The sequence below is a fragment of the Pseudomonas weihenstephanensis genome (assembly GCF_016812185.1).
Classification (GTDB): domain Bacteria; phylum Pseudomonadota; class Gammaproteobacteria; order Pseudomonadales; family Pseudomonadaceae; genus Aquipseudomonas; species Aquipseudomonas weihenstephanensis.
Genome location: NZ_JAAEBV010000004.1, coordinates 129103 through 155988 on the forward strand (window position 1 = coordinate 129103; position 26886 = coordinate 155988).

24 protein-coding genes are annotated in these 26886 nt (G+C 57.7%); 11 read left to right on the top strand and 13 right to left on the bottom strand.

What is annotated here, in order from left to right; all coding sequences use genetic code 11:
- Positions 1 to 66 precede the first annotated feature (66 nt).
- On the top strand, positions 67 to 597 hold the full coding sequence (locus GYN01_RS14215) for a ferritin-like domain-containing protein (RefSeq protein ID WP_048364409.1): 531 nt from the start codon (positions 67 to 69) through the stop codon (positions 595 to 597).
- 240 nt (positions 598 to 837) lie between these two features.
- Here the strand turns inward: GYN01_RS14215 and GYN01_RS14220 are convergent, their stop codons facing one another.
- Positions 838 to 2904: an AsmA family protein gene (locus GYN01_RS14220; RefSeq protein WP_203307342.1), complete on the bottom strand. Its 2067-nt coding sequence runs from the start codon at positions 2902 to 2904 to the stop codon at positions 838 to 840.
- Positions 2905 to 3180: 276 nt separating this feature from the next.
- Between GYN01_RS14220 and GYN01_RS14225 the strand changes: the two genes are divergently transcribed.
- From GYN01_RS14225 to ureG, 5 genes are all read left to right on the top strand, one after another.
- The gene (locus GYN01_RS14225; protein WP_048400475.1) at positions 3181 to 3459 is read left to right on the top strand and encodes a hypothetical protein; all 279 of its coding nucleotides are present in this window, start codon (positions 3181 to 3183) and stop codon (positions 3457 to 3459) included.
- A 106-nt stretch (positions 3460 to 3565) separates the two neighbouring features.
- Entirely contained in the window at positions 3566 to 4198 is a 633-nt protein-coding gene (locus GYN01_RS14230; protein ID WP_048364412.1) for a TetR family transcriptional regulator, read from the top strand.
- 174 nt (positions 4199 to 4372) lie between these two features.
- On the top strand, positions 4373 to 4873 hold the full coding sequence (gene ureE, locus GYN01_RS14235) for an urease accessory protein UreE (RefSeq protein ID WP_048364413.1): 501 nt from the start codon (positions 4373 to 4375) through the stop codon (positions 4871 to 4873).
- On the top strand, positions 4870 to 5544 hold the full coding sequence (locus GYN01_RS14240; protein WP_048400477.1) for an urease accessory protein UreF: 675 nt from the start codon (positions 4870 to 4872) through the stop codon (positions 5542 to 5544). The genes ureE and GYN01_RS14240 overlap by 4 nt, the downstream gene beginning before the upstream one ends.
- Positions 5545 to 5553: 9 nt before the next feature.
- The gene (gene ureG / locus GYN01_RS14245) at positions 5554 to 6165 is read left to right on the top strand and encodes an urease accessory protein UreG (protein WP_048364415.1); all 612 of its coding nucleotides are present in this window, start codon (positions 5554 to 5556) and stop codon (positions 6163 to 6165) included.
- A gap of 164 nt (positions 6166 to 6329) precedes the next feature.
- On the opposite strand, the gene GYN01_RS14250 is transcribed toward ureG, so the two are convergent.
- From GYN01_RS14250 to amaB, 9 genes are all read right to left on the bottom strand, one after another.
- Positions 6330 to 7235: a cation diffusion facilitator family transporter gene (locus tag GYN01_RS14250; RefSeq protein WP_048364416.1), complete on the bottom strand. Its 906-nt coding sequence runs from the start codon at positions 7233 to 7235 to the stop codon at positions 6330 to 6332.
- 69 nt (positions 7236 to 7304) lie between these two features.
- Positions 7305 to 8072 carry an SDR family oxidoreductase gene (locus tag GYN01_RS14255; RefSeq protein WP_203307343.1) on the bottom strand — a complete coding sequence of 256 codons (768 nt, stop codon included), beginning with the start codon at positions 8070 to 8072 and terminating at the stop codon, positions 7305 to 7307.
- A gap of 804 nt (positions 8073 to 8876) precedes the next feature.
- Entirely contained in the window at positions 8877 to 9593 is a 717-nt protein-coding gene (locus tag GYN01_RS14260) for an ABC transporter ATP-binding protein (protein ID WP_048364418.1), read from the bottom strand.
- Complete coding sequence (locus GYN01_RS14265) at positions 9590 to 10465, bottom strand: ABC transporter ATP-binding protein (protein WP_048364419.1); 876 nt, start codon at positions 10463 to 10465, stop codon at positions 9590 to 9592. The genes GYN01_RS14260 and GYN01_RS14265 overlap by 4 nt, the downstream gene beginning before the upstream one ends.
- A gap of 11 nt (positions 10466 to 10476) precedes the next feature.
- Positions 10477 to 11760: a high-affinity branched-chain amino acid ABC transporter permease LivM gene (gene livM, locus GYN01_RS14270; RefSeq protein WP_048364420.1), complete on the bottom strand. Its 1284-nt coding sequence runs from the start codon at positions 11758 to 11760 to the stop codon at positions 10477 to 10479.
- 2 nt (positions 11761 to 11762) lie between these two features.
- Complete coding sequence (locus GYN01_RS14275) at positions 11763 to 12677, bottom strand: ABC transporter permease subunit (protein WP_048364421.1); 915 nt, start codon at positions 12675 to 12677, stop codon at positions 11763 to 11765.
- A gap of 164 nt (positions 12678 to 12841) precedes the next feature.
- The gene (locus tag GYN01_RS14280; protein WP_048364422.1) at positions 12842 to 13978 is read right to left on the bottom strand and encodes a branched-chain amino acid ABC transporter substrate-binding protein; all 1137 of its coding nucleotides are present in this window, start codon (positions 13976 to 13978) and stop codon (positions 12842 to 12844) included.
- 341 nt (positions 13979 to 14319) lie between these two features.
- Positions 14320 to 15603, bottom strand: coding sequence for an L-pipecolate oxidase (gene amaA / locus GYN01_RS14285; protein WP_048400483.1), 1284 nt, complete (start codon positions 15601 to 15603; stop codon positions 14320 to 14322).
- A 201-nt stretch (positions 15604 to 15804) separates the two neighbouring features.
- Positions 15805 to 17295, bottom strand: a complete 1491-nt coding sequence (amaB, locus tag GYN01_RS14290) for an L-piperidine-6-carboxylate dehydrogenase (RefSeq protein WP_048364424.1) — start codon at positions 17293 to 17295, stop codon at positions 15805 to 15807.
- A 165-nt stretch (positions 17296 to 17460) separates the two neighbouring features.
- Here amaB and GYN01_RS14295 point away from each other — a divergent pair, with 165 nt between their 5' ends.
- The 4 genes from GYN01_RS14295 to GYN01_RS14310 all read left to right on the top strand — a co-directional run bounded on the left by GYN01_RS14295 (position 17461) and on the right by GYN01_RS14310 (position 21747).
- A complete protein-coding gene (locus tag GYN01_RS14295; protein ID WP_048364425.1) occupies positions 17461 to 18387 on the top strand; it encodes a LysR family transcriptional regulator in 927 nt (308 codons plus the stop codon).
- Between the two features lie 109 nt (positions 18388 to 18496).
- Positions 18497 to 19711 (top strand): nicotinate phosphoribosyltransferase, encoded by a 1215-nt coding sequence (pncB, locus tag GYN01_RS14300; protein ID WP_048364426.1) that lies wholly within the window; start codon positions 18497 to 18499, stop codon positions 19709 to 19711.
- A 3-nt stretch (positions 19712 to 19714) separates the two neighbouring features.
- The gene (nadE, locus tag GYN01_RS14305) at positions 19715 to 20542 is read left to right on the top strand and encodes an ammonia-dependent NAD(+) synthetase (RefSeq protein ID WP_048400485.1); all 828 of its coding nucleotides are present in this window, start codon (positions 19715 to 19717) and stop codon (positions 20540 to 20542) included.
- A gap of 182 nt (positions 20543 to 20724) precedes the next feature.
- Positions 20725 to 21747, top strand: a complete 1023-nt coding sequence (locus GYN01_RS14310; RefSeq protein WP_048400487.1) for a DUF1338 domain-containing protein — start codon at positions 20725 to 20727, stop codon at positions 21745 to 21747.
- 66 nt (positions 21748 to 21813) lie between these two features.
- Here GYN01_RS14310 and azu read toward each other — a convergent pair whose 3' ends face one another.
- Entirely contained in the window at positions 21814 to 22260 is a 447-nt protein-coding gene (azu, locus tag GYN01_RS14315) for an azurin (RefSeq protein WP_048364429.1), read from the bottom strand.
- A gap of 337 nt (positions 22261 to 22597) precedes the next feature.
- Between azu and GYN01_RS14320 the strand changes: the two genes are divergently transcribed.
- Positions 22598 to 22804 carry a hypothetical protein gene (locus GYN01_RS14320; RefSeq protein ID WP_048364430.1) on the top strand — a complete coding sequence of 69 codons (207 nt, stop codon included), beginning with the start codon at positions 22598 to 22600 and terminating at the stop codon, positions 22802 to 22804.
- A gap of 318 nt (positions 22805 to 23122) precedes the next feature.
- Here the strand turns inward: GYN01_RS14320 and GYN01_RS14325 are convergent, their stop codons facing one another.
- Positions 23123 to 25429: a YgiQ family radical SAM protein gene (locus GYN01_RS14325; RefSeq protein WP_048400489.1), complete on the bottom strand. Its 2307-nt coding sequence runs from the start codon at positions 25427 to 25429 to the stop codon at positions 23123 to 23125.
- A 149-nt stretch (positions 25430 to 25578) separates the two neighbouring features.
- Positions 25579 to 26733: a squalene/phytoene synthase family protein gene (locus GYN01_RS14330; protein ID WP_203307344.1), complete on the bottom strand. Its 1155-nt coding sequence runs from the start codon at positions 26731 to 26733 to the stop codon at positions 25579 to 25581.
- Positions 26734 to 26886 lie beyond the last annotated feature (153 nt).

Here is a 26886-nt window from a genome sequence, read left to right on the forward strand (position 1 = left end):
CTCACACCTTATGAACCGACTTCGCCAGCAGAGCGAGGCGGCAACCGGATTAGTGAGGAGATTGAAATGACCGAGATGCAATTGTCCGACAAGCAAACCCTTCGCGATCGCGCTCGCAAGAACGTCGAAGAAGGTGCCGTAACCGAAGGCTACAGCGCAGATCGTGAAGAAATCCTGCGTTTGCTCAACGAGTCGCTGGCCACAGAATGGGTGTGCGTGCTGCGTTACAAGCGCCACTACTTCATGGCCACAGGCCTGAAAGCCAGCGTGGCCGCGGATGAGTTTCTGGAGCATGCCAATCAGGAAATGCAACACGCCGACAAACTGGCCGAGCGCATCGTCCAGCTAGGTGGCGAGCCGGAGTTCAACCCGGACCTGCTGTCCAAGAACTCCCACGCTCAATACGTGGCCGGTAAAAACTTGAAAGAGATGGTCTACGAAGACCTGGTGGCCGAGCGGATTGCAATCGACAGCTACCGCGAAATCATCCAGTACATTGGCGACAAAGACCCGACTACTCGCCGGATCTTTGAAGAGATTCTCGCCCAAGAGGAAGAACACGCCGACGACATGGCAGATATTCTCAACGACCTGTAAGCCTTCGCAGATATTGAAAAGCCCGCCCTCATGTCATGAGAGCGGGCTTTTTTGTGCCAGTGTTGAACAACGCCCTCACCCCAACCCTCTCCCGCAGGGAGAGGGAGCTGATAGACGGTGTGCCGTAGATTTGCTTTTAGTCCCCTCTCCCTCCGGGAGAGGGAGCTGATAGACGGTGTGACGTAGATGTGCTTTTAGTCCCCTCTCCCTCCGGGAGAGGGTTAGGGTGAGGGAAAGCCCTTATTTCACCGTCTTCGGCACTTTACCCTGCTGCATTTGTTGCAACAGCGGTGCGCATTGGTTCGGCTCATCGCCGCTCGGTGCCACCAGCGCCAGCAGCCCGGCCGCCGGCCCCGCAATCACCCCCAGCGCCACCATCCCCGCGCCGCGCAGCAGTAACGGCACTGCCTGCACACCCGCCGACGGGTTGCCAAAGGTGCCACGCACGTACAAGGGCGAACGCAGCGAGAACAAACGCAAACCCTTGGACTCCGGGGTGATTTTCAAATCGAGCTGTTCGGTCGCGAAGTTGGCCGTGCCATCGATGTAAATGATCGCGTTCTCGGTATCAAACACGAACAACTGGGACGTGGCCAAACCGTCTTTGATGCCAAAATCCGCCGCCGCGCAGTTGATCTTCACGTCTTCGTCACCAAAGATCTTGCCCACGACATAGTTGCCCACATTCAACCCGGCAATTTCCATCAGGCTACGGCTGATTGCGCCATCGTTGACGATCATTTTCAAACCGCCATTCGCGGTGCCCAGCAACGCGGCTACCGAGTTGCCACGACCCGACAGCTCAGCATCGCCGTTAAGCTCACCAAAACTGGTTTTCATCGGTTCAAACGTTGGGAACAGTTGCTTGAGTTTGAAGTTGCGCGCAGTCAACTTGGCGCGGCCTTCAAGCGGCGTATCACGGCCATTGAGACGGATTTGCGCGTCCAGCTTGCCGCCCGCCACACCGAAGCGCAGCGGTTCAAGGCTCAACACACCGTTATTGAGCACCAGATGCGTGTAGAGGTCGGTGAACGGCAACTCGGCGCTTTGCACAATGCGCTTGCCGGTGAACTCAACATCGGCGTCCATGTCGCGCCAGCGCTCAGTGCGGAACGCTTCAACAGGCAACACCTTGCCCGCAGGTTGTTTACTCGCACCGCCACGGGCCTTTTGCTCAGTATTGCTGTCAGCCCCGATCAGCGGCCCCAGGTCGGCCATCAACAGCTGGTTGGACACCAACTTGCCCGACAGCTTGGGACGCGGCTGGCTGGCGGCATATTTCAAGTCGCCGTGAATATCGCTGCTGCCAATCTTGCCGTTGAAGTTTTCATAGATGAACACCGCCCCCCCCGGCTCATGCAACTTGGCAATCAAATGGCCATCGGTCGAGTACGGCGGCGAGTCCGGCAAGGTCACGCCAGTTAATGGATACAGGTTGCTCAAACTGCTGCCCGCCAGTTTCAGACGCAGGTCCAGGGCACCCAGATTCAGTGGGTCGGTCAGGGTGCCTGCCAAGGCAACGTTGGTATCGGCAATGCTGACTTGGGCTTGCAGCGGGAACGGCTTGTTCGCGTCTTGCAACGCCAGCAGGCCACCGATCTTGCCGGTGCCGTTGAGCTTCTGACCGTGATACTGACCTTTAACCTTCAAGGCGAAGGCATAGTCCTGCGGGGTAGCGCCTTTTTCCTGAGTCTTTTTAGCTTCTTTCTCACCGACGATTTCACTGAACGGAATCGGCTTGCCCAACGGATCAATCAACACATCCAGTTGGGTCTTCAACGTTTGGTCATTAAGCGTGACATGGCCTTTATCGAACTTGATGGCGCCGATATCCACCGTCCAGTTGGACGGTTCTGCGTTCGGGTCTTTAGGGTCGAAGGTGAACGTCCAGTTGGCGCGACCGTCAGCCAAACGCACCAGCTCGGCACTGGGCTCGGTCAACTCGATACGCGGGATGACCACGGTTTGGGTCAACAGCGCCAGCGGCGACAAGCGCGCTTGGACCCTTTTAAGGCTGACCATTTGCGGCGTTTTGGCCCACGGCGGGTTACCCAGGGTCAGGTCTTGCGCGATAACGTGCGGCCACGGCACCCATGCGCGCCAGCCACCTTCATCGGGCTCACGTTGCCACTGCACCGCCAGGTTGCCATTGATGGCAAAAGGGCGATGGAGCATCTCGGACACCTGGGTGTTGATCGTGGGCTTGAGGCGGTTCCAGTCGAAGGTGGCGATCAACACCACCAGCACGGCCAGCAACAAGACAAAAATCCCGCCTGCCCAGGCAAGCGTTTTACGGGTGCGCGTCATGACACGGCTCCTTATTACGTCTGAACGTCCAGATTGCGACGCGTATAAAAGTACGACCGACAAACACGGCCCAAGGTTTAACCGGCGTACCGCTTTGCCCTAAAAAAGCCCCGAGTCGTGTTTTACCTGCTCCTAAACCTGCGGGCTAGAGGCCTTTTGTTGAACAATCAATTTTGTCGATTATCACCATTGGCCTTATGAACTTGGTTATCGAAAATCCAAGCGTAGCATTGCCGGCGTACCCCACTTATTGCCCTGCTACGGAGCACCTGCATCATGAAACGCCCAGCCCTGTTTGGTTTGTCCCTCTCACTGCTTGCCTTTAACGCCTTTGCTCTGCCCGCCGCTGAGCAGCCTGCACCGCAAATTCAGCCCGCACCCAGCACCTTGAACCAGCCGCTTGACCCTGTCGCCGAAGACGGTGCGCAACGCACGCTGGATCAACAAAACCGCGTGGCTGAAGATGGCTATGACCGCACCCAGAAACAACAGCAAAATCGCCTGGCCGAAGGCGGCGCTGAGCGTTTGGCTGAAAGGAATCAACGTGCCAGCTAAGCGGCCTCGTTAGGTCTGACCCGCACATTGATCGCTACACCGTTCGACGTCATCAAAGCTGATTTGCTAGAGTGCGCCGCTGCCCTAGTCAGGAAGACCAGCCCCGATGCTCCCCCGCGCTGAACAGAAGCAACAAACCCGCCTTGCGCTGATGGACGCCGCCCGCCACTTGATGGAATCGGGTCGCGGCTTTGGCAGCCTGAGCCTGCGAGAAGTCGCAAAAACCGCAGGCATCGTGCCCACCGGGTTTTATCGCCATTTCAGCGACATGGACCAATTGGGCTTGGCATTGGTCAGTGAAGTCGGTCAGACCTTTCGTGAAACCATCCGTTTGGTGCGCCATAACGAGTTGTTCATGGGCGGTGTGATCAATGCCTCGGTGCGCATTTTTCTCGATGTGGTGCAGGCCAACCGCTCGCAGTTTCTATTTTTGGCGCGTGAGCAATATGGCGGCTCGCAGCCCGTACGGCAGGCAATTGCGGCCCTGCGCGAAGACATCACCTCGGACTTGGCAGCCGACCTGGGTTCCAAACCCAAGTTACAACACCTCAACGCGGCAGCGCTGACGGTCATCGCCGACCTGGTGGTTAAAAGTGTGTTTGCCGCCCTGCCTGACGTCATCGACCCGCCTGCCGAACCCTTGCCCGAATACCTGCAACCCCAGGCCAAAATCAGCCAGCAGCTGCGGTTCATCTTCATCGGCCTCAAGCGCTGGCAGGGTTTGGGCAGCACGGAATAAACCCTGACGCACCTTAATAGCGCGCAACTGCCTTCATTGCGCCCCCCTTTGGATCAAGTTTCATCTTCCTGCCCTCTTTTTGAGCTTACGATTCCACGAAAAGTGCAGCCCACGGCAAGGTTGGCAAGCCCCTTGCTCTAAGCACGTATATCGTTAATCGCAGGAAGCCTTCCGATGCTGGTCATTCACCGAAGAGTCGACGCCCACCCCGTGTGGAGCGCTGAGTTGCACCTCAACTTCGAAGCCCGAAGCAAAAGTCGCCTGCGCTGTTTCAGCAGTGAGGGCGAAGATGTTGGTTTGTTTCTTGAGCGCGGTCAGCCGCCCCTGCATGACGGCGAATGCCTCCAGGCTCAGGACGGACGCATCGTGCGCGTCTGTGCTCGCCCTGAGCAGTTGCTGCACGTCACCTGCAGCAATACCTTTGAGCTGACCCGCGCCGCCTATCACCTGGGCAACCGCCATGTGGCGTTGCAAGTGGGTGACGGCTGGCTGCGCCTGCTCGATGACTACGTGCTCAGGGCGATGCTTGAACAGTTGGGCGCCCACACCGACGCCATTGAAGCGCCGTTTCAACCCGAACACGGCGCCTACGGCGGCGGGCATCATCATTCACGGGCGGGCGAAGAAGACTTCAACTACGCGCCCAAAATCCACCAGTTTGGCGTGCGCTTGTGAGTCCGGCCTGGGCGCTATTGCGTCTGGCCAGCCCACAGCTGCCAATCGGCGGCTACAGCTATTCACAAGGGTTGGAAATGGCGGTTGAGCAAGGCCGTGTGCACGACCCGGTCAGCGCTGCACGCTGGATTAACGATCAGCTACTGCTCAATCTGGCACGCTTCGAAGCGCCGTTATTGCTTGCCCATTGCCTGGCCGCCGCGCAAGAAGACTGGGGCACCCTGCAACAGTTTTGCGACCAACACCGCGCCAGTCGTGAGACCCGCGAGCTGCATCAGGAAAGCCGGCAGATGGGGTATTCCTTGCAGCAACTGCTCACCGGTTTACCTGAACTGGACGAGCCAGCGCGCCACTTCCTTGTGCAACAGCACGAGCCGCATCTGGCATTGGGCTGGGCCTTGGCTGCCCGCGCGTGGGGCATTAGCCCGCAAGATGCACTGGCCGCCTGGCTCTGGAGCTGGCTGGAAAATCAATTGGCTGTGCTGATGAAAACCCTGCCGTTGGGCCAACAAGCCGCACAACGCATGACCAGCGAGTTGTCCCCCAGCTTGCAGCTGGCGCAACGGCACGCCAGCAACCTCGATTTATCCCACATGGGCAGTGCCGCTTTTGGCCTGTCATTAGCGAGCATGGCCCACGAGCGCCAGTACAGCCGCCTGTTTCGTTCCTAGGAGATTTGAATGAACGCACACCCCCTGCGTGTCGGCATCGGTGGCCCGGTAGGCTCCGGTAAAACCGCACTCACCCTCGCGCTGTGCCTGGCGTTGCGCGAACGCTATAACCTGGCCGTGGTCACCAACGACATTTACACCCGCGAAGACGCTGACTTTTTGGTGCGCAACGAGGCGTTGGCCCCGGAGCGCATTATCGGCGTAGAAACCGGCGGCTGCCCGCACACCGCGATCCGCGAAGATGCGTCGATCAACCTTGAAGCAGTGGACCAATTGAACCGCCGCTTCCCGGGGCTGGACGTGATTTTGGTGGAATCGGGTGGGGATAACTTATCGGCGACTTTCAGCCCTGAATTGTCTGACCTGACGATCTACGTGATCGACGTGTCAGCGGGCGACAAGTTACCGCGCAAAGGCGGGCCGGGGATTTGCAAATCAGACTTGCTGGTGATCAACAAGATCGACCTGGCACCGCTGGTGGGCGCCTCCCTGGAACTGATGGACAGCGACACGCGCCGCATGCGCGGCGACAAGCCGTTTGTGTTCAGCAACCAGAAAACCGGGCATGGCCTGGACACGATTGTTGCGTTCATCGAACGTCAAGGGCTGCTAACGCAATAGCCCGAACGTCGCCGTTGCCGCAGGCGACGTCCGATTGCGAAGCAAGCGTAAACCGGCTGACAGCGGTATACCGGATGCTGCGCGGTGGCGGGTTTAGCGAGCGCTCCGCGCCCGGACGTAGCCTCGCGCGACGCCTCAACGGCTACAAAGTGAACCCACGCGCTTTATGCAATCCATTTGCGATCGCCGGTGAAGCTGATGGTCAGCCAGCGTGCGCTGTCCGCCTTGCCCAGCAATTGGGAGATTTCTTCGCGCAGGGCATCGAGGGTTTTCACGCTGGTCAGCGGGTAACCCGCAGGCAACACGATGTGGATCTCGATAAACCGCGCCCGTCCATGTTTCTGCACATAGGTTTTATAGCCTTCAAAACCATGGCGCGCTGAAGCGATTTCCAGTGCATCACGCACTTTGTCGTCCAATGCGTCCGGGGCAATGCCCAGCACATCGCGCAACGCCGGTTTGAGGATCTTGAATGCAGGCGCCAGCATGCTCAGGGCCAGCACAATCAAAATCGCCGGGTCTACGTAAGCCGCCCACTGTGCATAACCCTGATGTTTTAAGGCCAATGCCGTGACAAAACTTATCAACAGCCCCACCGACAACATCGCGTCTACCAGCCAACTGATGTTGTCGAACTGGATCAGTGTCGATTTCAATTTGCGGTTTTTGCGCCGTACCCAGAAGTAGTAGGCGAATTCGATCACGGTAAACACCGCCGCATAGACGATGACCAACCCCAATTCGATATCGCGTCCGCCATTGATGATGCCGAAAACGCCATTCAAAAAGGCGTAGATCGCAATCAATAACAGGAAGCTGCCTTCAATCAACAACACCATTGGCTCAAGGTGCCAGAAGCCGAACTGGAAGCGCTGGTTACTTTCTTTGGCAATAAGTTGCGCTGTAATCAGCATCAACACTTTGATAAAGGTCGCGATCAACGAGAAGAATCCATCAAACAGGATGGATTGGGAACCTGACATAAAACCCGTCACGATGCCGGCAATGGCCACCGCGAACATCAGAACAGTCGATTGTTTGAGCAGTTTCTGCTCACCACGGTTACTCACAAAAACTCCTTTCAGCCCTATTGAGTGCGACCCCTCTCAGGGGTCGCGGACGGGCTGCCAGGCGCGAGTTTACTCCTTGGCGTGCCTTTGGATGGCAAAACCGCTCCAGGACTGCGTAACGGGCATCAGTTCAAGGCGATTAATGTTGATGTGCGCCGGGGTGTTGAGCACCCAGAAAATGGTCTCGGCGATGTCCTGCGGCTGAATCGGCTCAGCCCCTTGGTAGGTGGCGTCGTAACGCGCCTGATCGCCACCGAAACGCACCATCGAGAATTCGCTCTCGCACAACCCCGGCTCAATGTTGCTGACGCGCACACCGGTGCCTTGCAAGTCGCAGCGCAGGTTCAGGGAAAATTGCTTCACAAACGCTTTGGTGCCGCCATACACATGGCTGCCGGGGTACGGGTAGTTACCGGCAATGGAGCCTAGGTTGACGATCCCGGCTCCACGACCGTAGGCAATAAGACGCGGCAACAGCAGATTAGTGCTGTATAGCAGGCCCTTGATATTGGTATCGACCATGGTTTCCCAATCGTCGAGTTTGCATTGCGGGGCCGGGTCGGTCCCTACGGCCAAACCTGCGTTGTTGATAAGCCCACGCAGCTTGCTGAATGCAGGCGGCAAGTTGGCAATCGCCTGCTCCATCGCCGCACGATCACGTACGTCCACCACCAGGCCATGTACTTCAGTGTGTTTGGACAACTCTTCGCACAGCGCATCCAAGCGTTCTTTACGGCGGCCGGTCAGCACCAGTTTCCAGCCTGCTTGTGCAAACTTGCGGGCACACGCCTCACCAAATCCAGAAGTCGCGCCGGTAATAAACAGGGTGGAAGTCATCGTGTTCTCCTTGGCTGGCGGGCAGTGTCCGCCGTTGAAATGGGACGCCGAGCAGAATGCCCCGACTGCGGTTGAGCGGCAACCCGAATAGTGCTCACCGCGTTGAGCTGTGCAAAAAACAACCAGCGACGTCAAAGCCTTGCTGCATAAGGGATAGCGCCATATGCACTCACCTTATCCACAGGCCCGTCCACAGTCTTTGGGGGCAAGTCGAAAAACGCAAAGCCACGGCATACAAGGCTTTCAGCCAATTTTTAAGCGTTTTTTACTTGACCGGAACACAAGCCGCATGCAGCCGCCCCAAAAAGGTGCGGCGCCAGGCAACCAAGGGGATAGCCAGAGGCCAGTCTTTACGGCACTCAGGGCGTTCTTTCCAGAGTTTAACCACAGACTTATCCACAGGCTGACGCCGCATTTTCAGCGCCTAATTTTTATCAACAAAGCTGTTGACAAATCGACCGTGCGGCTAACCAAAAGCAGCTGATCAAAAAACAATCACACCTCTACACGCCTTATAAACAAAGGGCTACAGCCAACTACTCCCACGTTACCCACAGCCACCTCCACAGCAAACGGGGACAAGTCAAAATGATGACAAAACAGGGGTTTACAGCGTCTTTATGTCGCGCTTTCGCAGCCCCGCAATTTTGTTTTCCACAATTTGAGGGCGTCTCCATTTTGTTGTGGAAGCACGCCTGTTCGCGAAAGCACTCGGTACGGCTCTGACAGGCAAACCTCGACAAACCCATCGCGAGTACGCTCGCGCCTACAAGGCGATGGGATATTCGAGACGCCCGTTAACGCTTAATGCCCGCCCAGATACGCGTTACGCACCTCTTCATTGCTGAGCAACTCTTTACCGGTGCCGGTTAGGCGGATTTCGCCATTGACCATCACGTAGGCCCGGTCAGACAGGCGCAGTGCATGGTTGGCGTTCTGCTCGACCAAAAAAATGGTCATGCCGGTTTTCGCCAGTTCACGCAAAGTGGCAAAAATCTGTTTCACCACAATCGGTGCCAACCCCAAGCTCGGCTCGTCCAGTAGCAGCAGCTTGGGTCGGCTCATCAGCGCCCGGGCTATGGCGAGCATCTGCTGCTCGCCACCCGACATGGTCATGGCCCGCTGGTTTCGCCGCTCCTTGAGGCGCGGGAACAGTTCGAACATGCGTTGCATGTCTTCGTCCGCGTGCTTGTCGCCAATGGGGATGGTGCCCATCAGCAGGTTTTCCTCAACGCTCATGTCCGGGAACACCCGCCGCCCTTCCGGCGATTGGGCAATGCCATTGGAGGCAATGTAATGCGATGACTTTTGGGTAATGTCGACACCCTGGTAAATAATCTGGCCACCGCTGGCACGAGGCTGACCAAAAATCGACATCAGCAAGGTGGACTTTCCCGCGCCATTGGAGCCGATAAGGCTCACGGTTTCGCCCTCATCAATGTGCATCGAAACCTTTTTCAGCGCCTGAATCGGCCCGTAATGGACATCCAGCGCTTTGAGTTCGAGGATCGGGTGGCTCATATCAGTTCCTCTTCGTCCGCACCGAGGTAAGCCGCGATCACTTTCGGGTCATTGCGAATGGCCTGCGGGCCACCCTCGGCGATCACGTTGCCGTGGTCGAGCACCACGATGTGATCGGAAATGCTCATGACCATGCCCATGTCGTGCTCAATCAGCACCACCGTCAGGTCGTGCTCGTCGCGTAACAGACGAATCATGCCGCTCAGCGCTTCGGTTTCTTGCGGGTTGAGCCCGGCGGCCGGTTCGTCGAGGCAGATGATTTGCGGGCGCGTACACATGGCCCGGGCAATCTCCAGGCGCCGCTGCTGCCCGTAAGACAGCTCCCCGGCCAAACGGTTGGCGCAGTCCACCAGGTCCACTACTTCGAGCCAGTAAAACGCATGGTCGAGGGCATCGCTTTCGGCCTTGCGATAGCCCTGGGTGTTCAGGATGCCCGCCAGCATGTTGCGGTTGACCCACATGTGCTGAGCCACTAAGAGGTTTTCCAGCACGGACATTTCCTTGAACAGACGAATGTTCTGAAACGTACGCGCCAGCCCTGCGCGATTCACCAAATGAGTGCCGCCGAACATTTTGTAATACAAACGGCTGGCGAAGGCTTTGGGCGAAATGAAGTCGGTCACGCGAAACGGTTCGCCCAACAGCTGGATCACGTTGGTGCGGGTGCCGCGGGCACTGAGTTCGATTTTGCCGCCGCTGGCTTTGTAAAAACCGGTCAGGCAGTTGAAAACCGTGGTTTTGCCTGCCCCGTTAGGCCCGATCAGGGCGAAGATCGAATTGCGTCTGACCTTGAGGCTGACATCACTCAGGGCCTTGATGCCGCCGAAATGCATCATCAGTTTGTCCACCGAGAGCACGATGTCTTTGTCCATAGAAGCCTCGTTCATGGCGCAACTCCCTTGCGTGGTGTAACCCCCACCCGGCTGATACGGATCAGGCCGCGTGGCCGCCAAATCATCATCAACACCATCAGCACGCCAAACAGCAGCACGCGGTATTCAGCAAAGCTGCGCAGCAGTTCCGGCGCCACGGTCAACACGAACGCGGCAATCACCACGCCCACGGTCGAGCCCATGCCGCCGAGCACCACAATCGCCAAAATCAGCGCCGACTCAAAAAAGGTGAACGAGGAGGGGTTCACAAACCCCTGGTAACTGGCGAAAAACACACCGGCCAGCCCAGCGGTGGAGGCACCCAACGTGAAGGCCGAGAGTTTGACCAGCACATGGTTAAGGCCCATCGCACGGCAGGCGATTTCGTCCTCACGCAGGGCTTCCCACGCGCGACCGATTGGCATGCGGGTCAAGCGATGCTTGATATACAGCACCAGCAGCACCACCAGAAACAGCACGATATAAATGAACAAGAATTTGATATTGGGGTTGTAGTCCAGACCGAAGAACTCGTGGAAAGGCACCCCGCCATCTTTGGCCCGGCGCCCGAACTCCAGACCGAAAAACGTCGGCGACGGGACGGGCATGCCGTTTGGCCCACCGGTAAACGACAGCCAGTTGTTGAGCACCAGACGGATGATTTCACCAAACCCCAGCGTCACGATGGCCAGGTAATCGCCGTGCATGCGCAGCACCGGAAACCCCAGAATGCACCCCGCCATCGCTGCCGCAATCGCTGCCAGTGGCAGCACCGTCCAGAACCCCAGCCCCAAGTATTGATAGCCGAGCGCCAGCCCATAAGCCCCGATGGCATAGAACGCCACATAGCCGAGGTCGAGCAGGCCCGCCAGCCCCACCACGATATTCAGGCCCAGGCCGAGAAGTACGTAGATCAGGCCCAGAATCACCACGGTCAGCAGGTATTTATTGGCAAAGAAAGGGAACACGATGGCGATCACGATCAGCAGCGGCACGATCCAGCGCAGTCGCGTTTTGTAATCCGGGGGCAACACGTGCACGCCAGACCCCGTGGACTCAAAGCCCTGAAGCACTTTGAGGCCCTTGGGCGTTTGCAAAAACAGGCTCAGGGCAAAGCGCCCTGCCATCACAATCGCCACCAGCCAGCCCACCCGCGCCGGTTGCAAGTTGAAACTGTAACCGTCGAGCACCACGCCCACGATGGGCCCGAACACAATCAATGAGATCAACCCGGCAAGGATCGAGTCGACAAGGCTTTTTTTGATATCAATCGGTTTATTAATGGCCGCAGACATACTCACACCTTCGCCACGAGAGGACGACCCAACAGGCCTTGAGGACGGAAGATCAGGATCAGCACCAGCAGCGAGAAACTGAACACGTCTTTGTAGTCCGAGTTAACCAGCCCTGCGAACAGCGACTCGGAAATCCCCAGAATGATGCCCCCGAGCATGGCGCCGGGCAGCGATCCAATCCCGCCGAGCACCGCCGCCGTGAACGCCTTGATGCCAATGATGAAGCCTGCATAAAAGTCAAAAGTGCCGTAGTTCATGGTGATCAGCACACCGGCCAGGGCGGCCATTGCGGCGCCGATCACAAACACGTAAGAAATCACCCGATCCGTGTTGATGCCCAGAATGGAGGCCATTTTGCGGTCTTGTTGAGTGGCGCGGCACATGCGGCCCAGTTTGGTGTACTTGATGATGTAAGTGAGCAGGCCCATGCCGATGAAAGCCGCGATCAGAATGAAGACTTTGGTGTACGTGAGTTGCACGAAGCCTGAGCCGATATCGACTCGCCACGCACCGCTGAGCAACGTAGGCACGCCTTGTTGGCGCGAACCCTGAGCGATTTGTACGTAGTTTTGCAGGATCAGGGAAATACCGATGGCGCTGATCAGCGGTGCCAGTCGCGTGGAGTTTCGCAGGGGCTTGTAGGCCACGCGCTCGATCACCCAGCCATACACGCCAGTGACCACCACGGTGAAAATCAACGTGCCGAGCATCAGGAGCGGAAAGGACTCAATACCGAAATAGGCCAACAGAGCCAGACTGATTGCCGCCAGGTAAGCAGAAATCATGTACACCTCGCCGTGAGCGAAGTTGATCATGCCGATGATGCCGTAGACCATTGTGTAGCCGATGGCGATCAGGCCGTAGACAGACCCGAGGGTCAGGCCGTTCAGCAGTTGCTGTAGGAATATACCGTCCATAACGCAATCTCACGCACTGGAGCCATCACGCAGACACACGCCTCCCACGCCGTCCGAGGACAGCTTGTTTGGCAGGGTTTGCGTGGCTCCTGGAAAAGAAGACAGGGAGGCAGATGTCACCCGCCTGAACGGTCGCCCAAGCGCCGTTCAGGGGTGGGGTCATCTCACTTCTGTTTTTCCAGCTGGTGATACTTGCCGTCTTTGTCCCACTGATACACCACGTAGTCAGAGACTTTGAGGTCGCCTTTGCTGTCCCAGGCTTTTTCGCCCATCACGGTGTTCACCGGGTTGGCTTTGAGCCATTTGGCAGCGTCTTCGCCTTTGTTGGATTTAGCGCCGTTGAACGCTTGAGCCAAGGCTTGAATCGAGGCGTAGGCATACAAGGTGTAGCCTTCAGGCTCGGTGCCAGCTTTGCGGAACTGGTCCACCACCGCTTTGCTGTCAGGCAGCAGGCGTGGGTCAGCACCAAAGGTCATGTACACACCTTCAACGTATTGCGGGCCACCTGCGGTGGTGACCAGCTCATCAGTGACCACGCCATCATCGGACATGAACTTCACGTCTTTAAGACCCTGCTCACGCAATTGGCGCACCAGAGGGCCGGCTTCCGGGTGCAGCCCGCCGAAATACACAACATCGGCGCCGGTTGAACGGATCTTGGTCACCACGGCACTGAAATCTTTTTCGCCACGGGTCAGGCCTTCGTACAGCACCGGCTCGACGCCGCGCTTGATCAGTTGGGCTTTGGTGGCATCGGCCAGGCCTTGGCCGTAGGTGTCCTTGTCATGCAGCACCACCACTTTTTTGCCTTTGAGCACGTCGACAATGTAGTCCGCCGCCACGATGCCTTGCTGATCGTCGCGCCCGCACATACGGAACATGGCGCTCAGGCCGCGCTCGGTGACTGCCGGGTTGGTGGAACCCGGCGTGATTGCGATCACACCCGCATCGGCATACACCTCAGAAGCCGGAATCGTGGACGAAGAACAGAAGTGCCCCACAACTGCCGCAACCTTGTCCTGATCGACCAAACGGTTGGCCACCGCTACCGCCTGTTTAGGTTCACAAGCATCGTCGCCTTTGACCAACATGATTTTTTCGCCGTTGATACCCCCTGCGGCGTTGATCGTATCGGCTGCCGCCTGCGCGCCCTTCATGTACTGCTCACCAAATGCCGCATTGGCGCCGGTCATCGGACCCGCCACACCAATTTTTAAATCAGCCTGAACAAACGTAGAAACACCCAACGCAGTCGCCACTGCGAGGGCCAGAAAACCTTTCTTATAGAACGTCTGCGACATGAGGTGATGCTCCTGAGGTTTTTAGTAGGCACTTCGACTTCACGTAAAGCGCTGAGCAAGGCGCGTGCCATTGGTTTTTTATTCTTAAAAAAGCCGTTGTCTTATTGTTTTATCGACTGTTTCGGGCCCATTTTTATTGGGCGTGCAACCGTCTAAACCGAGGAAGGTGAAACTGTTCATGGTTGCCGGGTGCTACCTGCGCACCCGTGTAGCACAACCGGATTGCCCTGGGGTGCGCAGGCAACCTGTAACCACCTGCGTCACCTAACTGCACACTCCCGGTGCGTGATTGCTACAGCCCGCACCATGTGAGGCTAGTCGCTGCGCAGGTAAACGCCGGGTTATATGACGATTCTTAAACACTGCCCCGCGTGGTACAGCGAAAAGCCGGCCTCATATAAACAACTGCGCAAACCCGTGCCCGAGAGCGGTTGCATGGCAGAAAAAGGGATCGGCAGGGCCTTGGCGTCGCCATGGCACAGATAATCGGCAAACGCCTTGCCCACTACGCTGCCAGTGGTCACACCCCGGCCGTTGTAACCGGTGACCGCGACTAAACCGGGCGCAGGCTCAAATAAACGCATCAAGTGGTCGGGGGTAAACGCAATGCGGCCGGTCCAGGTGCATTCCCACTCCACGCCTTTCAAGTACGGGAAGTAGTGCTGTTGCACCCGGTCGGCCCAGGCTTTGAGGAACCACGCCGGTTTTTGGTTGCCATTGCCCAGGCTGCCGAGCAGCAAGCGGCCCTCGGCATCCCTGCGGATGCTGCTCAGTACCTGTCGCGTGTCCCAGGAGCCTTGACCGCCGGGCAAGATGCGTTGCGCGGCCTCGTCCGTCAGGGGTTTGGACGCCACCTGATAGTAATAACCGGGGAAAAAATGCCGCCGCAAGTCAGTCCATTCGCCTTCGGTATAGGCATTGGACGCCAGCACCACCTGCTCAGCACTGACCGCGCCCAGGGCCGTGCGCACTGACCAGCGCTGCCCCTGGCGCTCTAGCCCGGTAACGGGCGAGTGATCGAACAGGCGCGCGCCCAAATCACTGGCGGCCTTGGCCAAGCCGGACGTGTAAGCCATAGGGTTGAGCGTACCGGCACGTCGATCCAGCAAGGCTGCCGCAATTTTTGCAGTGCCGGTAGCCGCTTCGCAGGCGGCGCCGGTCAGGAGTTCCACGGGCGCACCGCGACGTTTCCATTGTTGCTCACGGCTGCGCAAGTCCGCTTCACCCTTGGCGTTATGCGCCATGTGCAAGGTGCCTTCGCGGCGCAACTGGCAATCAATGTTGTATTTATCAATCAGGCTGAACACCAAGGCAGGCGCAGCGCCGAGCATACGGTTGAGCTGGCTGCCCACGGCGTGGCCAAATCCGGCTTCGATGTCATCGGGGGCAATCCACATCCCGGCGTTCACCAGCCCTACATTTCGCCCCGAGCCGCCGTGACCGGTGCGATGGGCTTCGAGCACGCAGACGCTTTTGCCTTGTTCGAGTAAATGGATCGCACTGGATAAACCGGTAATTCCGGCTCCAATCACACACACATCAACGTTTAATTCGCCCTTGAACGCGGGCGATTGGGGGCGTTGTGGCGTGAGGGTTTCCCACAGACATTGTTCTTGTAGTGGCATTGCCAAGCTCCAGAAATGAAACCTAACCCGAGTCGAAAGCCCTCACCCTAACCCTCTCCCAAAGGGAGAGGGGACTGACCGCGTGCGGGCTCAGATCACCACAACCTCTACAGATGTGACTGACCGAGCACGGGTTATAGATCACTGCACATCAGCTCCCTCTCCCTCCGGGAGAGGGTTGGGGTGAGGGCAAACATCACATCAGTCAAAGGTAATGCCCTGTGCCAACGGCAACTCCAGTGAGTAGTTGACGGTATTGGTCTGGCGCCGCATGTAGCCACGCCACGCATCCGAACCCGACTCACGCCCGCCGCCCGTTTCTTTTTCGCCACCAAACGCGCCGCCAATTTCGGCACCGCTCGGCCCGATATTGACGTTGGCAATCCCGCAATCACTGCCCGTCGCCGACATAAACTGCTCAGCCTCACGCACGTCGGTGGTAAAGATGCACGACGACAAACCCTGCGGCACGGCGTTATTGAGGCGCAGCGCCTCAGCGAATTCGCTGTAACCGACTACGTACAAAATGGGCGCGAAGGTCTCGTTGCACATCACCTCGCTCTGCTCGGGCATTTCAACAATCGCCGGGCTGACGTAGTACGCGTCGGGGTAATGGCTGGCCAACTGGCGCTCACCGCCAAACACCCGCCCGCCTTCGCTCAGGGCCTGCTCCAGCGCATCCTGCATGTTTTCAAAGCTGTGTTTGTCAATCAGCGGCCCCACCAAATTGCCCTCCAGCGGGTGGCCGATACGGACGTTGGAATAGGCGGCTTTGAGCCGTGTAACGATCTCGTCTTTCACCGACTCATGGGCTATCAAGCGGCGCAGACTGGTGCAGCGTTGACCCGCCGTGCCCACGGCGCTGAACAGAATGGCGCGTACCGCCATGTCCAGATCCGCACTCGGCCCCAGGATCATGGCGTTGTTACCGCCCAACTCAAGAATGCTGCGGGCAAAGCGCGCGGCAATTTTAGGCGCCACTTCACGGCCCATGCGCGTGCTGCCGGTGGCACTGATCAGGGCTACACGCGGGTCATCGACCAAGGCTTCGCCAGCGTCGCGACCACCGACAATCACTTGGCTGAGGTAGTTGGGCGCATCGCTGAAGGTGCTGAGCACGCGATCAAACAACGCCTGGCAGGCCAGCGCAGTGAGTGGGGTTTTCTCGGAAGGTTTCCAGATCACTGCGTTACCACACACCAGCGCCAGCGTGGTGTTCCATGCCCACACCGCGACCGGAAAGTTGAACGCGCTGATGACCCCGACCACACCCAGCGGATGCCAGGTTTCACGCATGTGATGGCCGGGGCGCTCGGAGGCGATGGTCAGGCCATACAACTGGCGGGACAGCCCGACCGCGAAGTCGCAGATGTCGATCATTTCCTGCACTTCACCCAAACCTTCCTGAGTGATTTTGCCCGCCTCCCACGACACCAACTCGCCCAGGTCTGCTTTGTATTGACGCAGTAAGTCGCCAAATTGGCGCACCAACTCTCCACGACGGGGGGCCGGCACCTTGCGCCACGCTTCAAAAGCATGTTCGGCACGGGTCACGTGCTGCTCGACTTCGGCCCCACCTTCCCAGTGCACGGCGGCGATCTGGCTGCCATCAATGGGCGTGTGTACGGGCTGCTTGCCCTGTTGATACAACGCAGGGTTTACCCCTAAACGATCCAGCAATGCGCCAACCATGTGAACACTCCCTCAACGTGAAGACATTTGCCGCAGTCAGCGGCACAGGTCTTTAGTTGTAGCTGGCACTTTGCGCGCCAACAAACGACCTTTAAGCGAGATATCATTCCGAAAATTCATGCTGCGCTGGTAACGTTGGCTAACAACAAAAATACGAGGCTGCTCATGCTCAATAAACGCTACCTGCCGTCGATCACTGCCTTGCAGTGTTTTGAAGCCGTGACCCGCCATCTGAGTTTTACCCGCGCGGCGCAGGAGTTGAACTTGACCCAAAGCGCGGTCAGCAAACAGGTCGCACAGCTCGAAGAGTTGCTCCAGCATTTGCTGTTCCGGCGGGTACGGCGCCGTCTGCAACTGACGCCTGCCGGTGATTTGTATCTGGTAGAAGTCCGAAAAATCCTGACCCAAGTCGAAATGTCGACTCACACACTGCGCTCCTACGGCGGCGAAACTGAAGTCTTGCGCGTCTCCACCCCCTCAACCTTCGGCGCACGCTGGCTTGTGCCACGGCTTAAAGGTTGGCGACTACGGCACCCGCAGATTCATCTGGATGTGTGCAACGAACAGCAGGCAGACGATTTGTTGCAAGGGCACAGCGATCTGGCGTTTTACTTCGGCCAAGGCTCACGCCCCGGCACTGAGTGCCTGAAAGTGCTGGAAGAAGAGTTGGTGGCCGTGTGTGCGCCCTTAAGCTTGCCCGGCACAGCGTTCACCGATCCCACGCAATTGACCGATTTGGTACTGCTGCAAAACGCTTCACGCCCACAAGCGTGGCATGAATGGTTTGAACACCAGGGCTACCGCACGGACCACAGCTACCACGGCCCGCGCTTTGACACCTTTTATATGTGCATTCGTGCAGCTCAGGTCGGCTGCGGGGTGGCCTTGCTGCCACGGTTTTTAGTCGAAGAGGAATTAGCAGATGGCAAATTGGTAATCGCCTGGCCGTACGCCATGCCCAGTCACGATGCGTATTACCTGGCCTACCCCGAGCATTCCGCGAGCGTGCCCAAAGTGCAGGCGTTCGTCAGCTGGATGATGGAGCAAAGGGACGCCCCGCCGTCTGCGACTGTCGAGGGCGAGTCGCTGTAAACGTAAAAACCGCTGGCACAACCGCCCACGGATATGCGCCACTAGCGTCATTCATTGAAAGAGCTGAAAGCCGTGGCAATCAGGCACGGCCAGCATGGAGATTCGCGTTATGAGCGAGAGTGTGTTTGCCGATCGCATCGTGCAGAACCTGCTCGACACCGACTTCTACAAATTGACCATGATGCAGGCGGTGCTGCACAACTACCCCAACGTGGAAGTTGAATGGGAGTTTCGCTGCCGTAACAGCGAAGACTTACGGCCCTACTTGAGCGAAATCCGGCATCAGATCGAGCGTTTGGCTGAGTTGAGCATGAGCCAGGACCAACTCGGTTTTCTGGAACGGATTACGTTTATGAAGCCTGACTTCATACGCTTTCTGGGCCTGTTTCGCTTTAACTTGCGCTATGTCCACACCGGAATCGAAAACGGCGAGCTGTTTATCCGCCTGCGTGGCCCGTGGCTGCATGTGATTCTGTTTGAGGTGCCATTACTGGCGATCGTCAGCGAAGTGCGCAACCGCTCGCGCTATGCCGATACGGTACTGTCGCAAGCCCGTGAGCAGCTCTATCGCAAGTTTGACTGGCTGCAAGCCAATGCCAGCGCCGATGAACTGGCCGGTTTACAAGTGGCCGATTTCGGTACACGTCGCCGGTTTTCGTACCGCGTGCAGGAAGAAGTGGTCAGCGTGCTCAAGCATGACTTCCCCGGTCGTTTTGTGGGCACCAGCAACGTCAACTTGTCCCGCGAACTGGACATGAAGCCCCTGGGCACAATGGCCCACGAATGGATCATGGCCCATCAGCAACTGGGGCCACGGCTGATCGACAGTCAAAGTGCGGCGCTCGATTGCTGGGTGCGTGAATACCGGGGCCTGCTGGGGATTGCACTGACGGACTGCATCACCACCGATGCCTTCCTCAAGGATTTTGATCTTTACTTTGCCAAGCTGTTTGACGGCTTGCGCCACGACTCGGGTGACCCCGTGGTCTGGGCCGAAAAATGCATCGCGCATTACCACGCGCTGGGCATAGACCCAATGAGCAAGACGCTGGTGTTTTCCGACAGCCTGACCCTGCCCCGCTCACTGGAAATATTCCGCACGTTGCGCGGCAGGATCAACGTCAGTTTCGGTATCGGCACCAACCTGACCTGCGACATTCCGGGGGTTGAGCCGATGAGCATCGTCCTTAAAATGACCGGCTGCAACGGCTCACCGGTGGCGAAAATTTCGGATGAGCCGGGCAAGACCCACTGTTCTGACCCCAACTTCGCCGCCTATCTGCGCCATGTTTTCCAAGTTCCTGAACATTCTCCCAAGGAGTGAATCATGCAGGCCGTACAGCGCCAAATTGCACAAGACCTCAAGGTCCAGCCGCCGTTTAAAGACATTGCGGCCCTTGAAGCTGAAGTCGCACGACGCATTACCTTTATTCAGTGCTGCCTGCACAACGCCAGGCTCAAGACGCTGGTGCTGGGCATCAGCGGCGGTGTCGACTCACTGACCGCAGGCCTGATGGCACAACGTGCGGTCAAGCAACTGCGCGAGCAGACCGGCGATCCGGCCTATCGCTTTATTGCGGTGCGCCTGCCCTACGGCGTGCAGCACGACGAAATCGACGCGACCGCAGCGGTGGACTTCATCAACCCCGATGAGCGCCAAACGGTAAACATTGGGCCTGCGGTCAAAGCGCTGGCAGCTGAAGTAGCCTCCTTTGAAGGCAAGCCACCGGCCACCGTGGACTTCGTGTTGGGCAACACCAAAGCGCGGATGCGCATGGTGGCGCAATACACCATCGCCGGTGCAACGGGCGGGCTGGTGATCGGCACTGACCATGCGGCAGAAGCGGTGATGGGGTTTTTCACCAAGTTTGGTGACGGCTCGTGTGATTTGGCGCCGCTGAGCGGGCTGGTTAAACATCAGGTACGCGCAATTGCACGGCATTTTGGTGCACCGGAATCGCTGGTGGAGAAAGTCCCGACGGCCGACCTCGAAGACCTGGAACCGGGCAAGCCCGACGAAGCGTCCCACGGCGTGACCTATGCCGAGATTGATGCCTTTTTGCAGGGCGAACCGGTAAGCGAAGAGGCGTTCAACATCATTTGCAGCACGTACGAAAAAACCCATCACAAGCGTGAGATGCCGTTCGCGCCTTGAGACCGCGATCAACCTTTGCCCTCCCCCCCACTCTCTGCGAAAAGGAACGAGGGTGAGGGGCTTTGGACCTTGCGCACGCCAGCCAGAAAAAACGGAATGACCCCAGCGTTTTTTTTCGCTTGTGGCCTACCCCGTCTACAGCTTTGATAGACGCCTGTTTCGTCGCCAGAGCCCTGCCCGCCATGTCTTCTTTCGATGGTCTTTTTTCGCTTGTCGAATCCACGCTCGACTCGTCTGCCGCCCACTGGCTGCGCGAGCATGTCGAGGTGCCTGAAGCCCTGCTGCGCTTCAGCTGGCATGAACAGGCGTTGCACCGCGTCTGGCTCGCCGAAGCGCTGAACCTGTGTCTTCTGCACACGCTGGTCAATGCCGTGCCCGATGGCCATCGCTATGTGGAAGAACAGGCGCGAGGTGGACGCAAGGTCGTGTTCGATCATGGAGCGCTGCGTACCGTGGACTGGCCGCACAATGGTGAACTGCCCCGTGGCCGTCAGGCATTTGCACGCTTGCTGGAGCCGTTAGGCTTTACCGATGTGCGAACGTACCCGCTGACCAAACTGAACATGACTGGCTGGGGCTACCGGCAAATGGACTTGCCCGAAGACATCGCACAGTTTTTTGTGTCGGAGTTACACCCGGGGCGGTTCAGTGAAACCTTCCAAAGCGCCGTGACCCGCGTAGTCAGCAGCAGTCGAGATCCATTGGGCGCTGAACACGTCAGCATCCTTAAGCGCCTGCAACTGACCCGCCATTGCAGCCTGCCTGAGGCCCACGCCCTGTTGCCGGGGTTGTACCGCGCCTTCGACCGCCAGCATGGCGCCGTGCTCGAAACGGACTATCGCTGCCTGCTGGATGAAAGTGCGGAGATGGCGTGGATTGCGACTGAAGGCAACCGCTTCAACCATCTGACTGATCGGGTCGCGGATTTGGAAACCACCGTCGCACAACAGCGCGCTTTGCAGCGGCCCATGAAAGACAGCATCGAAGTCTCGGCCACAGGTCGAGTCATGCAAACCGCGTATCGCGCGTGCCCGGTGACCCGTGGTCTGGTCAATGCCAGCGGCCACTACTGCGAGCATCAAGTGCCCGGTTCATTTGTTGAGTTCATCCAACGCAAGGTGGATCCAGACACCGGGCGCCTGGACCTGAATTTCGACAGCAGCAACGCTCAAGGGATTTTCAAGATGACCGCCTCAAAAACCTGAGCCTGAACGTAAACAGCCCTGACGGCATGAAGCGCGTCAGGGCTGTATTTGAAAGCGTCTGCGTTCTTATTTCAGAACCACAGCACCTTTCATCATCGAGTTGTGGCCCGGGAAGGTGCAGAAGAATTCGTACTCTTCACCCGCTTTGAGCTTGGCAACGTCGAAGGTCACTGAATCTTTCTCGCCGGCACCGATGATCTTGGTGTGAGCGATGATGCGCGTGTCGCCATCTTTCAGGTAGTTTTTGTCCAGACCGGCGGCCATGCCGTCAGTGGAGACGCCCTGCATGTCTGCTTTAGTGCTCAGGACCCAGTTATGACCCATGACATTTTTTGGCAGGCTGCCGGAGTGAGTCAGGTTTACCGTGAAGGTTTTGCAGGACTTGTCGATGGTGATTTCTTTGGTGTTGTACGACATTTGATCAGTCGAATCGACCGTCACGCTGCATTCAGCCGCCAGCAAATGGCCGCTGGCCAGGGTCAAAAGGGATACCGCAACAACTTTGGCAAACATGGTGTATCTCCAAGGCAGGGTATAAAAATTCCACAATTTGTATACAGGTTGCCCGAAAATCGTCTCAATTCCAATGACCTGGGTCATGACCAAGCGCGTTAATCGGGTGTAATAGCCTGCTAGACGAACTCCGGGCTTATAACCTTAGGCCATGTTTTTGATTTTTGGAGAATAATTACCCTGCTTAACAAGCCGTTTCCTACAGATTTTTCACGAACTGTCGGAACTGATTTATCACGCGATAAACAGCCTTGCAAAAACCCAGCTAACGGCTAAGCACTAATACAGGGCAGAATACCCTTCGCTCACCACACCTTCGAGCACAAGAGGATCGCCCATGGCCAAACCAAACTACAACTTCGCAAAGCGTCAAAGAGACTTGGCTAAAGAGCAGAAGAAAGAAGAAAAGCTTCAGCGCAAGAAGGCTGCCGCTGAAGGTGGCACCGCAGACCTGGAACAGGACGTCGAGACACAAGCCACAGAAGGCGAAGTTGCCGCGCAAGAGACTGGCGCTGTAGAAGAAGACAAAGCACCCAACGCGTAACACCCTCGGCCCGGTTATCCACAACCCGGCCCACAGGATCTGTGATCAGGATCAGCAGCTCAGCTGTTGATCCTCGCAGTTAACCTGACCGCCTCGTAACGCCCTCAGACGCTTTGATACTCATTACCTGACCAAGCCTCAGCATAAAGCCTACAAACCCGTGGCAGGCTTCTCAGCGCGCAGAAAGCACAACGCCAGCTCGATGGCTGGCGTTGTGGCGTACTTCAACCCGAAGTCGATGGCGCAGGCTGCGATAAAGTCCAAAGGCGCGACCCCTTCAGGCTCGATCGCCGCCTGTGGCAGCGACTGCACGATTGTTTAGCGAGGCACGACGGGCTTGCGGGCCGGACGTTGGCTTTTACCACCCTTGGCGGCTTCATGACGCTCTTTGGCCGCCTGCTTGTTACGCGCAAAGGCCGCCGCTTTGGCTTGCTCGCGCTTGTCCCACGGGTTGCCGCCATCACTGGCGCGCGGCGGCAGGCCGGTGTGCTGAGTGAGGATCTTGGTCGTCTTTTCCCCGGCGACTTTGTGGCTGCCAGCAGGGGTCGAGTTTTTACGACGGGCACTTTGGTAGCTATCCGTCGCAGGTTGATGCAACGGAATCAACTGGTCTTTGCCCGAACCGATCAAGTCGGCGCGGCCCATACGCGTCAGCGCTTCGCGCAGCATCGGCCAGCCTTTGGGATCGTGGTAGCGCAAGAACGCTTTATGCAAACGGCGCTGTTCTTCGCTCTTGACGATGGTGACCGAGTCGCTCTTGTACGTGACCTTGCGCAACGGGTTCTTGCCCGAGTGGTACATCGCCGTGGCCGTGGCCATTGGCGAGGGGTAGAACGCTTGCACCTGGTCAGCCCGGAAACCGTTGCCCTTGAGCCACAGCGCCAGGTTCATCATGTCTTCGTCTTTGGTGCCGGGGTGAGCGGCGATGAAGTACGGGATCAGGTACTGCTCTTTGCCCGCTTCCTTGGTGTACTTCTCGAACATGCGCTTGAACTTGTCATAGCTGCCAATGCCCGGCTTCATCATTTGGTTGAGCGGACCTTCCTCGGTGTGTTCCGGGGCGATCTTGAGGTAACCACCGACGTGGTGCGTCACCAGCTCTTTGACGTATTCCGGCGACTCGACCGCGAGGTCGTAACGCAGGCCGGAAGCGATCAGGATCTTCTTCACACCCGGCAACGCACGGGCGCTGCGATACAGCTGAATCAGCGACGAGTGATCGGTGTTCAGGTTCGGGCAAATGCCGGGGAACACGCACGATGGCTTGCGGCACGCGGATTCGATTTCCGGCGTTTTGCAGGCGATGCGGTACATGTTCGCAGTCGGGCCGCCGAGGTCGGAAATGACGCCGGTGAAACCTGGCACCTTGTCGCGGATCTCTTCAATCTCGCGAATGATCGACTCTTCAGAACGGTTCTGAATGATGCGGCCTTCGTGCTCAGTGATGGAGCAGAAGGTGCAGCCGCCGAAGCAGCCACGCATGATGTTCACCGAGAAGCGAATCATGTCGTAGGCGGGGATTTTTTCCTTGCCGTACGCAGGATGCGGGACACGTGCGTACGGCATGCCGAACACGTAGTCCATTTCTTCGGTGGTCATCGGGATCGGCGGCGGGTTGAACCACACGTCGACTTCGCCATGCTTCTGCACCAGCGCACGGGCGTTGCCGGGGTTGGTTTCGAGGTGAAGCACGCGGTTGGCGTGGGCATACAGAACAGAGTCGCCACGCACTTTTTCAACCGACGGCAGACGGATGACCGTCTTGTCGCGGGTCATGCGCGGGCTGGCCAGAATTTGTACAACCTGTGCTTCGTTCGGGTCTTCAACCGGGCCTTTTTCTTGCTCGATGGCGCAGGCTTGAGTGTCCTGGGTGTTCACGTACGGGTTGATGATCTTGTCGATCTTGCCCGGACGGTCGATACGCGTGGAGTCGACTTCGTACCAGTCTTTTGGCGTATCACGACGAATGAACGCAGTACCGCGCACATCGGTGATGTCTTCGATTTTATGGCCGTAGGACAAGCGCTGAGCCACTTCAACAATCGCGCGCTCGGCGTTGCCGTACAACAAGATGTCGGCGCAGGCGTCGATCAGGATCGAGTTACGCACGCGGTCTTGCCAGTAGTCGTAATGTGCGATGCGGCGCAGAGAAGCCTCAATGCCACCCAATACAATCGGCACATGCTTGTAGGCTTCTTTACAACGCTGGCTGTAAACCAGGCTGGCGCGATCCGGGCGTTTGCCTGCCATGCCACCGGGGGTGTAGGCGTCATCGGAACGGATCTTTTTGTCAGCCGTGTAGCGGTTGATCATCGAGTCCATGTTGCCGGCGGCGACGCCGAAAAACAGGTTCGGCTCACCCAGCTTCATGAAGTCGTCTTTGGACTGCCAGTTCGGCTGCGCAATGATGCCGACCCGAAAGCCCTGAGACTCCAGCAAGCGGCCAATGATGGCCATGCCAAACGAAGGGTGGTCGACATAGGCATCACCGGTGACGATGATGATGTCGCATGAATCCCAGCCAAGCTGATCCATCTCCTCCCTGCTCATCGGCAGGAATGGCGCTGGCCCGAAACATTCGGCCCAGTACTTCGGATAGTCAAATAGAGGCTTGGCTGCTTGCATGTCGATGACCGGTGTTGAGTGCATAAAGAGGGGCGCGACATTTACTGAGAAATTCGCGGGCGCGGAATATAGCACAAAAAATGATCAATTCCGACTAAAGCGCTTGGCTTTATCGACGACGTGCATCCCGACCTTATACAAGGCAGAAGTCAAAACCTTAAAGGCAGGTGATCCAGAAATGAAATGGAGTGGCGCGGCCACGGACGGGCGTGCCAGGCGGCGGCCTCCCACTCAGGCGCCAAGGGTGTAAACGGCAACCCGCGCGACGCTGCGTTGAAAAGCGCCTGCACACCCCAGTCCCATCGCTGCACGCCTGTGACCGAATACATGATCAGTGCGACATCAGCATGGGTGATTTTCACCTGCTGCTGCGACCTAAAACCCGGCGTGTTGTGCATTTTGCGCAAGGTTAACAAGCACAGACCCAGGGTCCACAGAATGAATCGACGTATCCCCTTCTGCTCTACCGGAATCAGCAGGGCGTATTGGAGGGCCAGATGCAAATGCGCGTGAGCCGTGCCGATCAGCACTGACAGCGCGCAGGCATGATTGGGGGCTGCATGCCCCGGATCGAGCGCGTGTAAATGCACGCCATACGCCCTGAAAAGTTCACGAGGCAGCCAGCAAATGCCGCGCTCACGGTCCTCCCATTGATCCTTGAGGATATTGGTCAACTGCAGGGCCGCACCGAACGAAATCGACAGGCGATGCAACGTGGCTCTGCGCGCTCCTAGCGATGGGACGACCTCGATAAAAAACTCGGTCAACATTTCGCCCACAACCCCCGAGACGCAATAGCACAGGCGGTCAAGATCATGGCACGTTGCCAAGCCCTGAAGCCCCAAACCTTGCCGAAACTCGGACATGCCTCGCGTCATGACCGCCAGGCAATTGAGCAGGGCTGCACGCTGCACAGGCGTCAGCAGGCTGTGAACCTGCATCACCCACGGCAAGTTCTGCATTAACTCGCGCTCGGCGTCTTGGGTTTGCCCCGTCAGCAATGCGCACACTTGATCGCTAAAGCACCGGGCATCCGCTCGCCCAGCCACAACCTCAAGAAATGCGTCCTCATAAACCCGAATTTGCTGCGCAGTCAGCGCAGGCTCATCTTCTATGGTGTCGGCCAGACGAAGCAGTAAATAGGCATGCGTGACCACCGTTGCCAGCTCGGCGGGCAACTGCGGGATAGTCAACGCAAAGGTGCGTGAAACCCGCGACAGGATCCGGGCCTGATAACCCAGCGGGTCGGGATGAGGCGTGGCCACATCTTGTGGGTCACGCAGGTCTCTTGGGACGTCACGCACTGGCTTGATCCCCTGTCGCTCGTTACTCGGGATGGGTTAAGCATGCACAAGCAAACGCCGCTCGACCGGGCACCATCGCGACGGCGAGCATCGATGGGCAATATTTGCGCACCAAGCAGCACGACAAAACTGTCAGTTGTGACAGTGCCGATG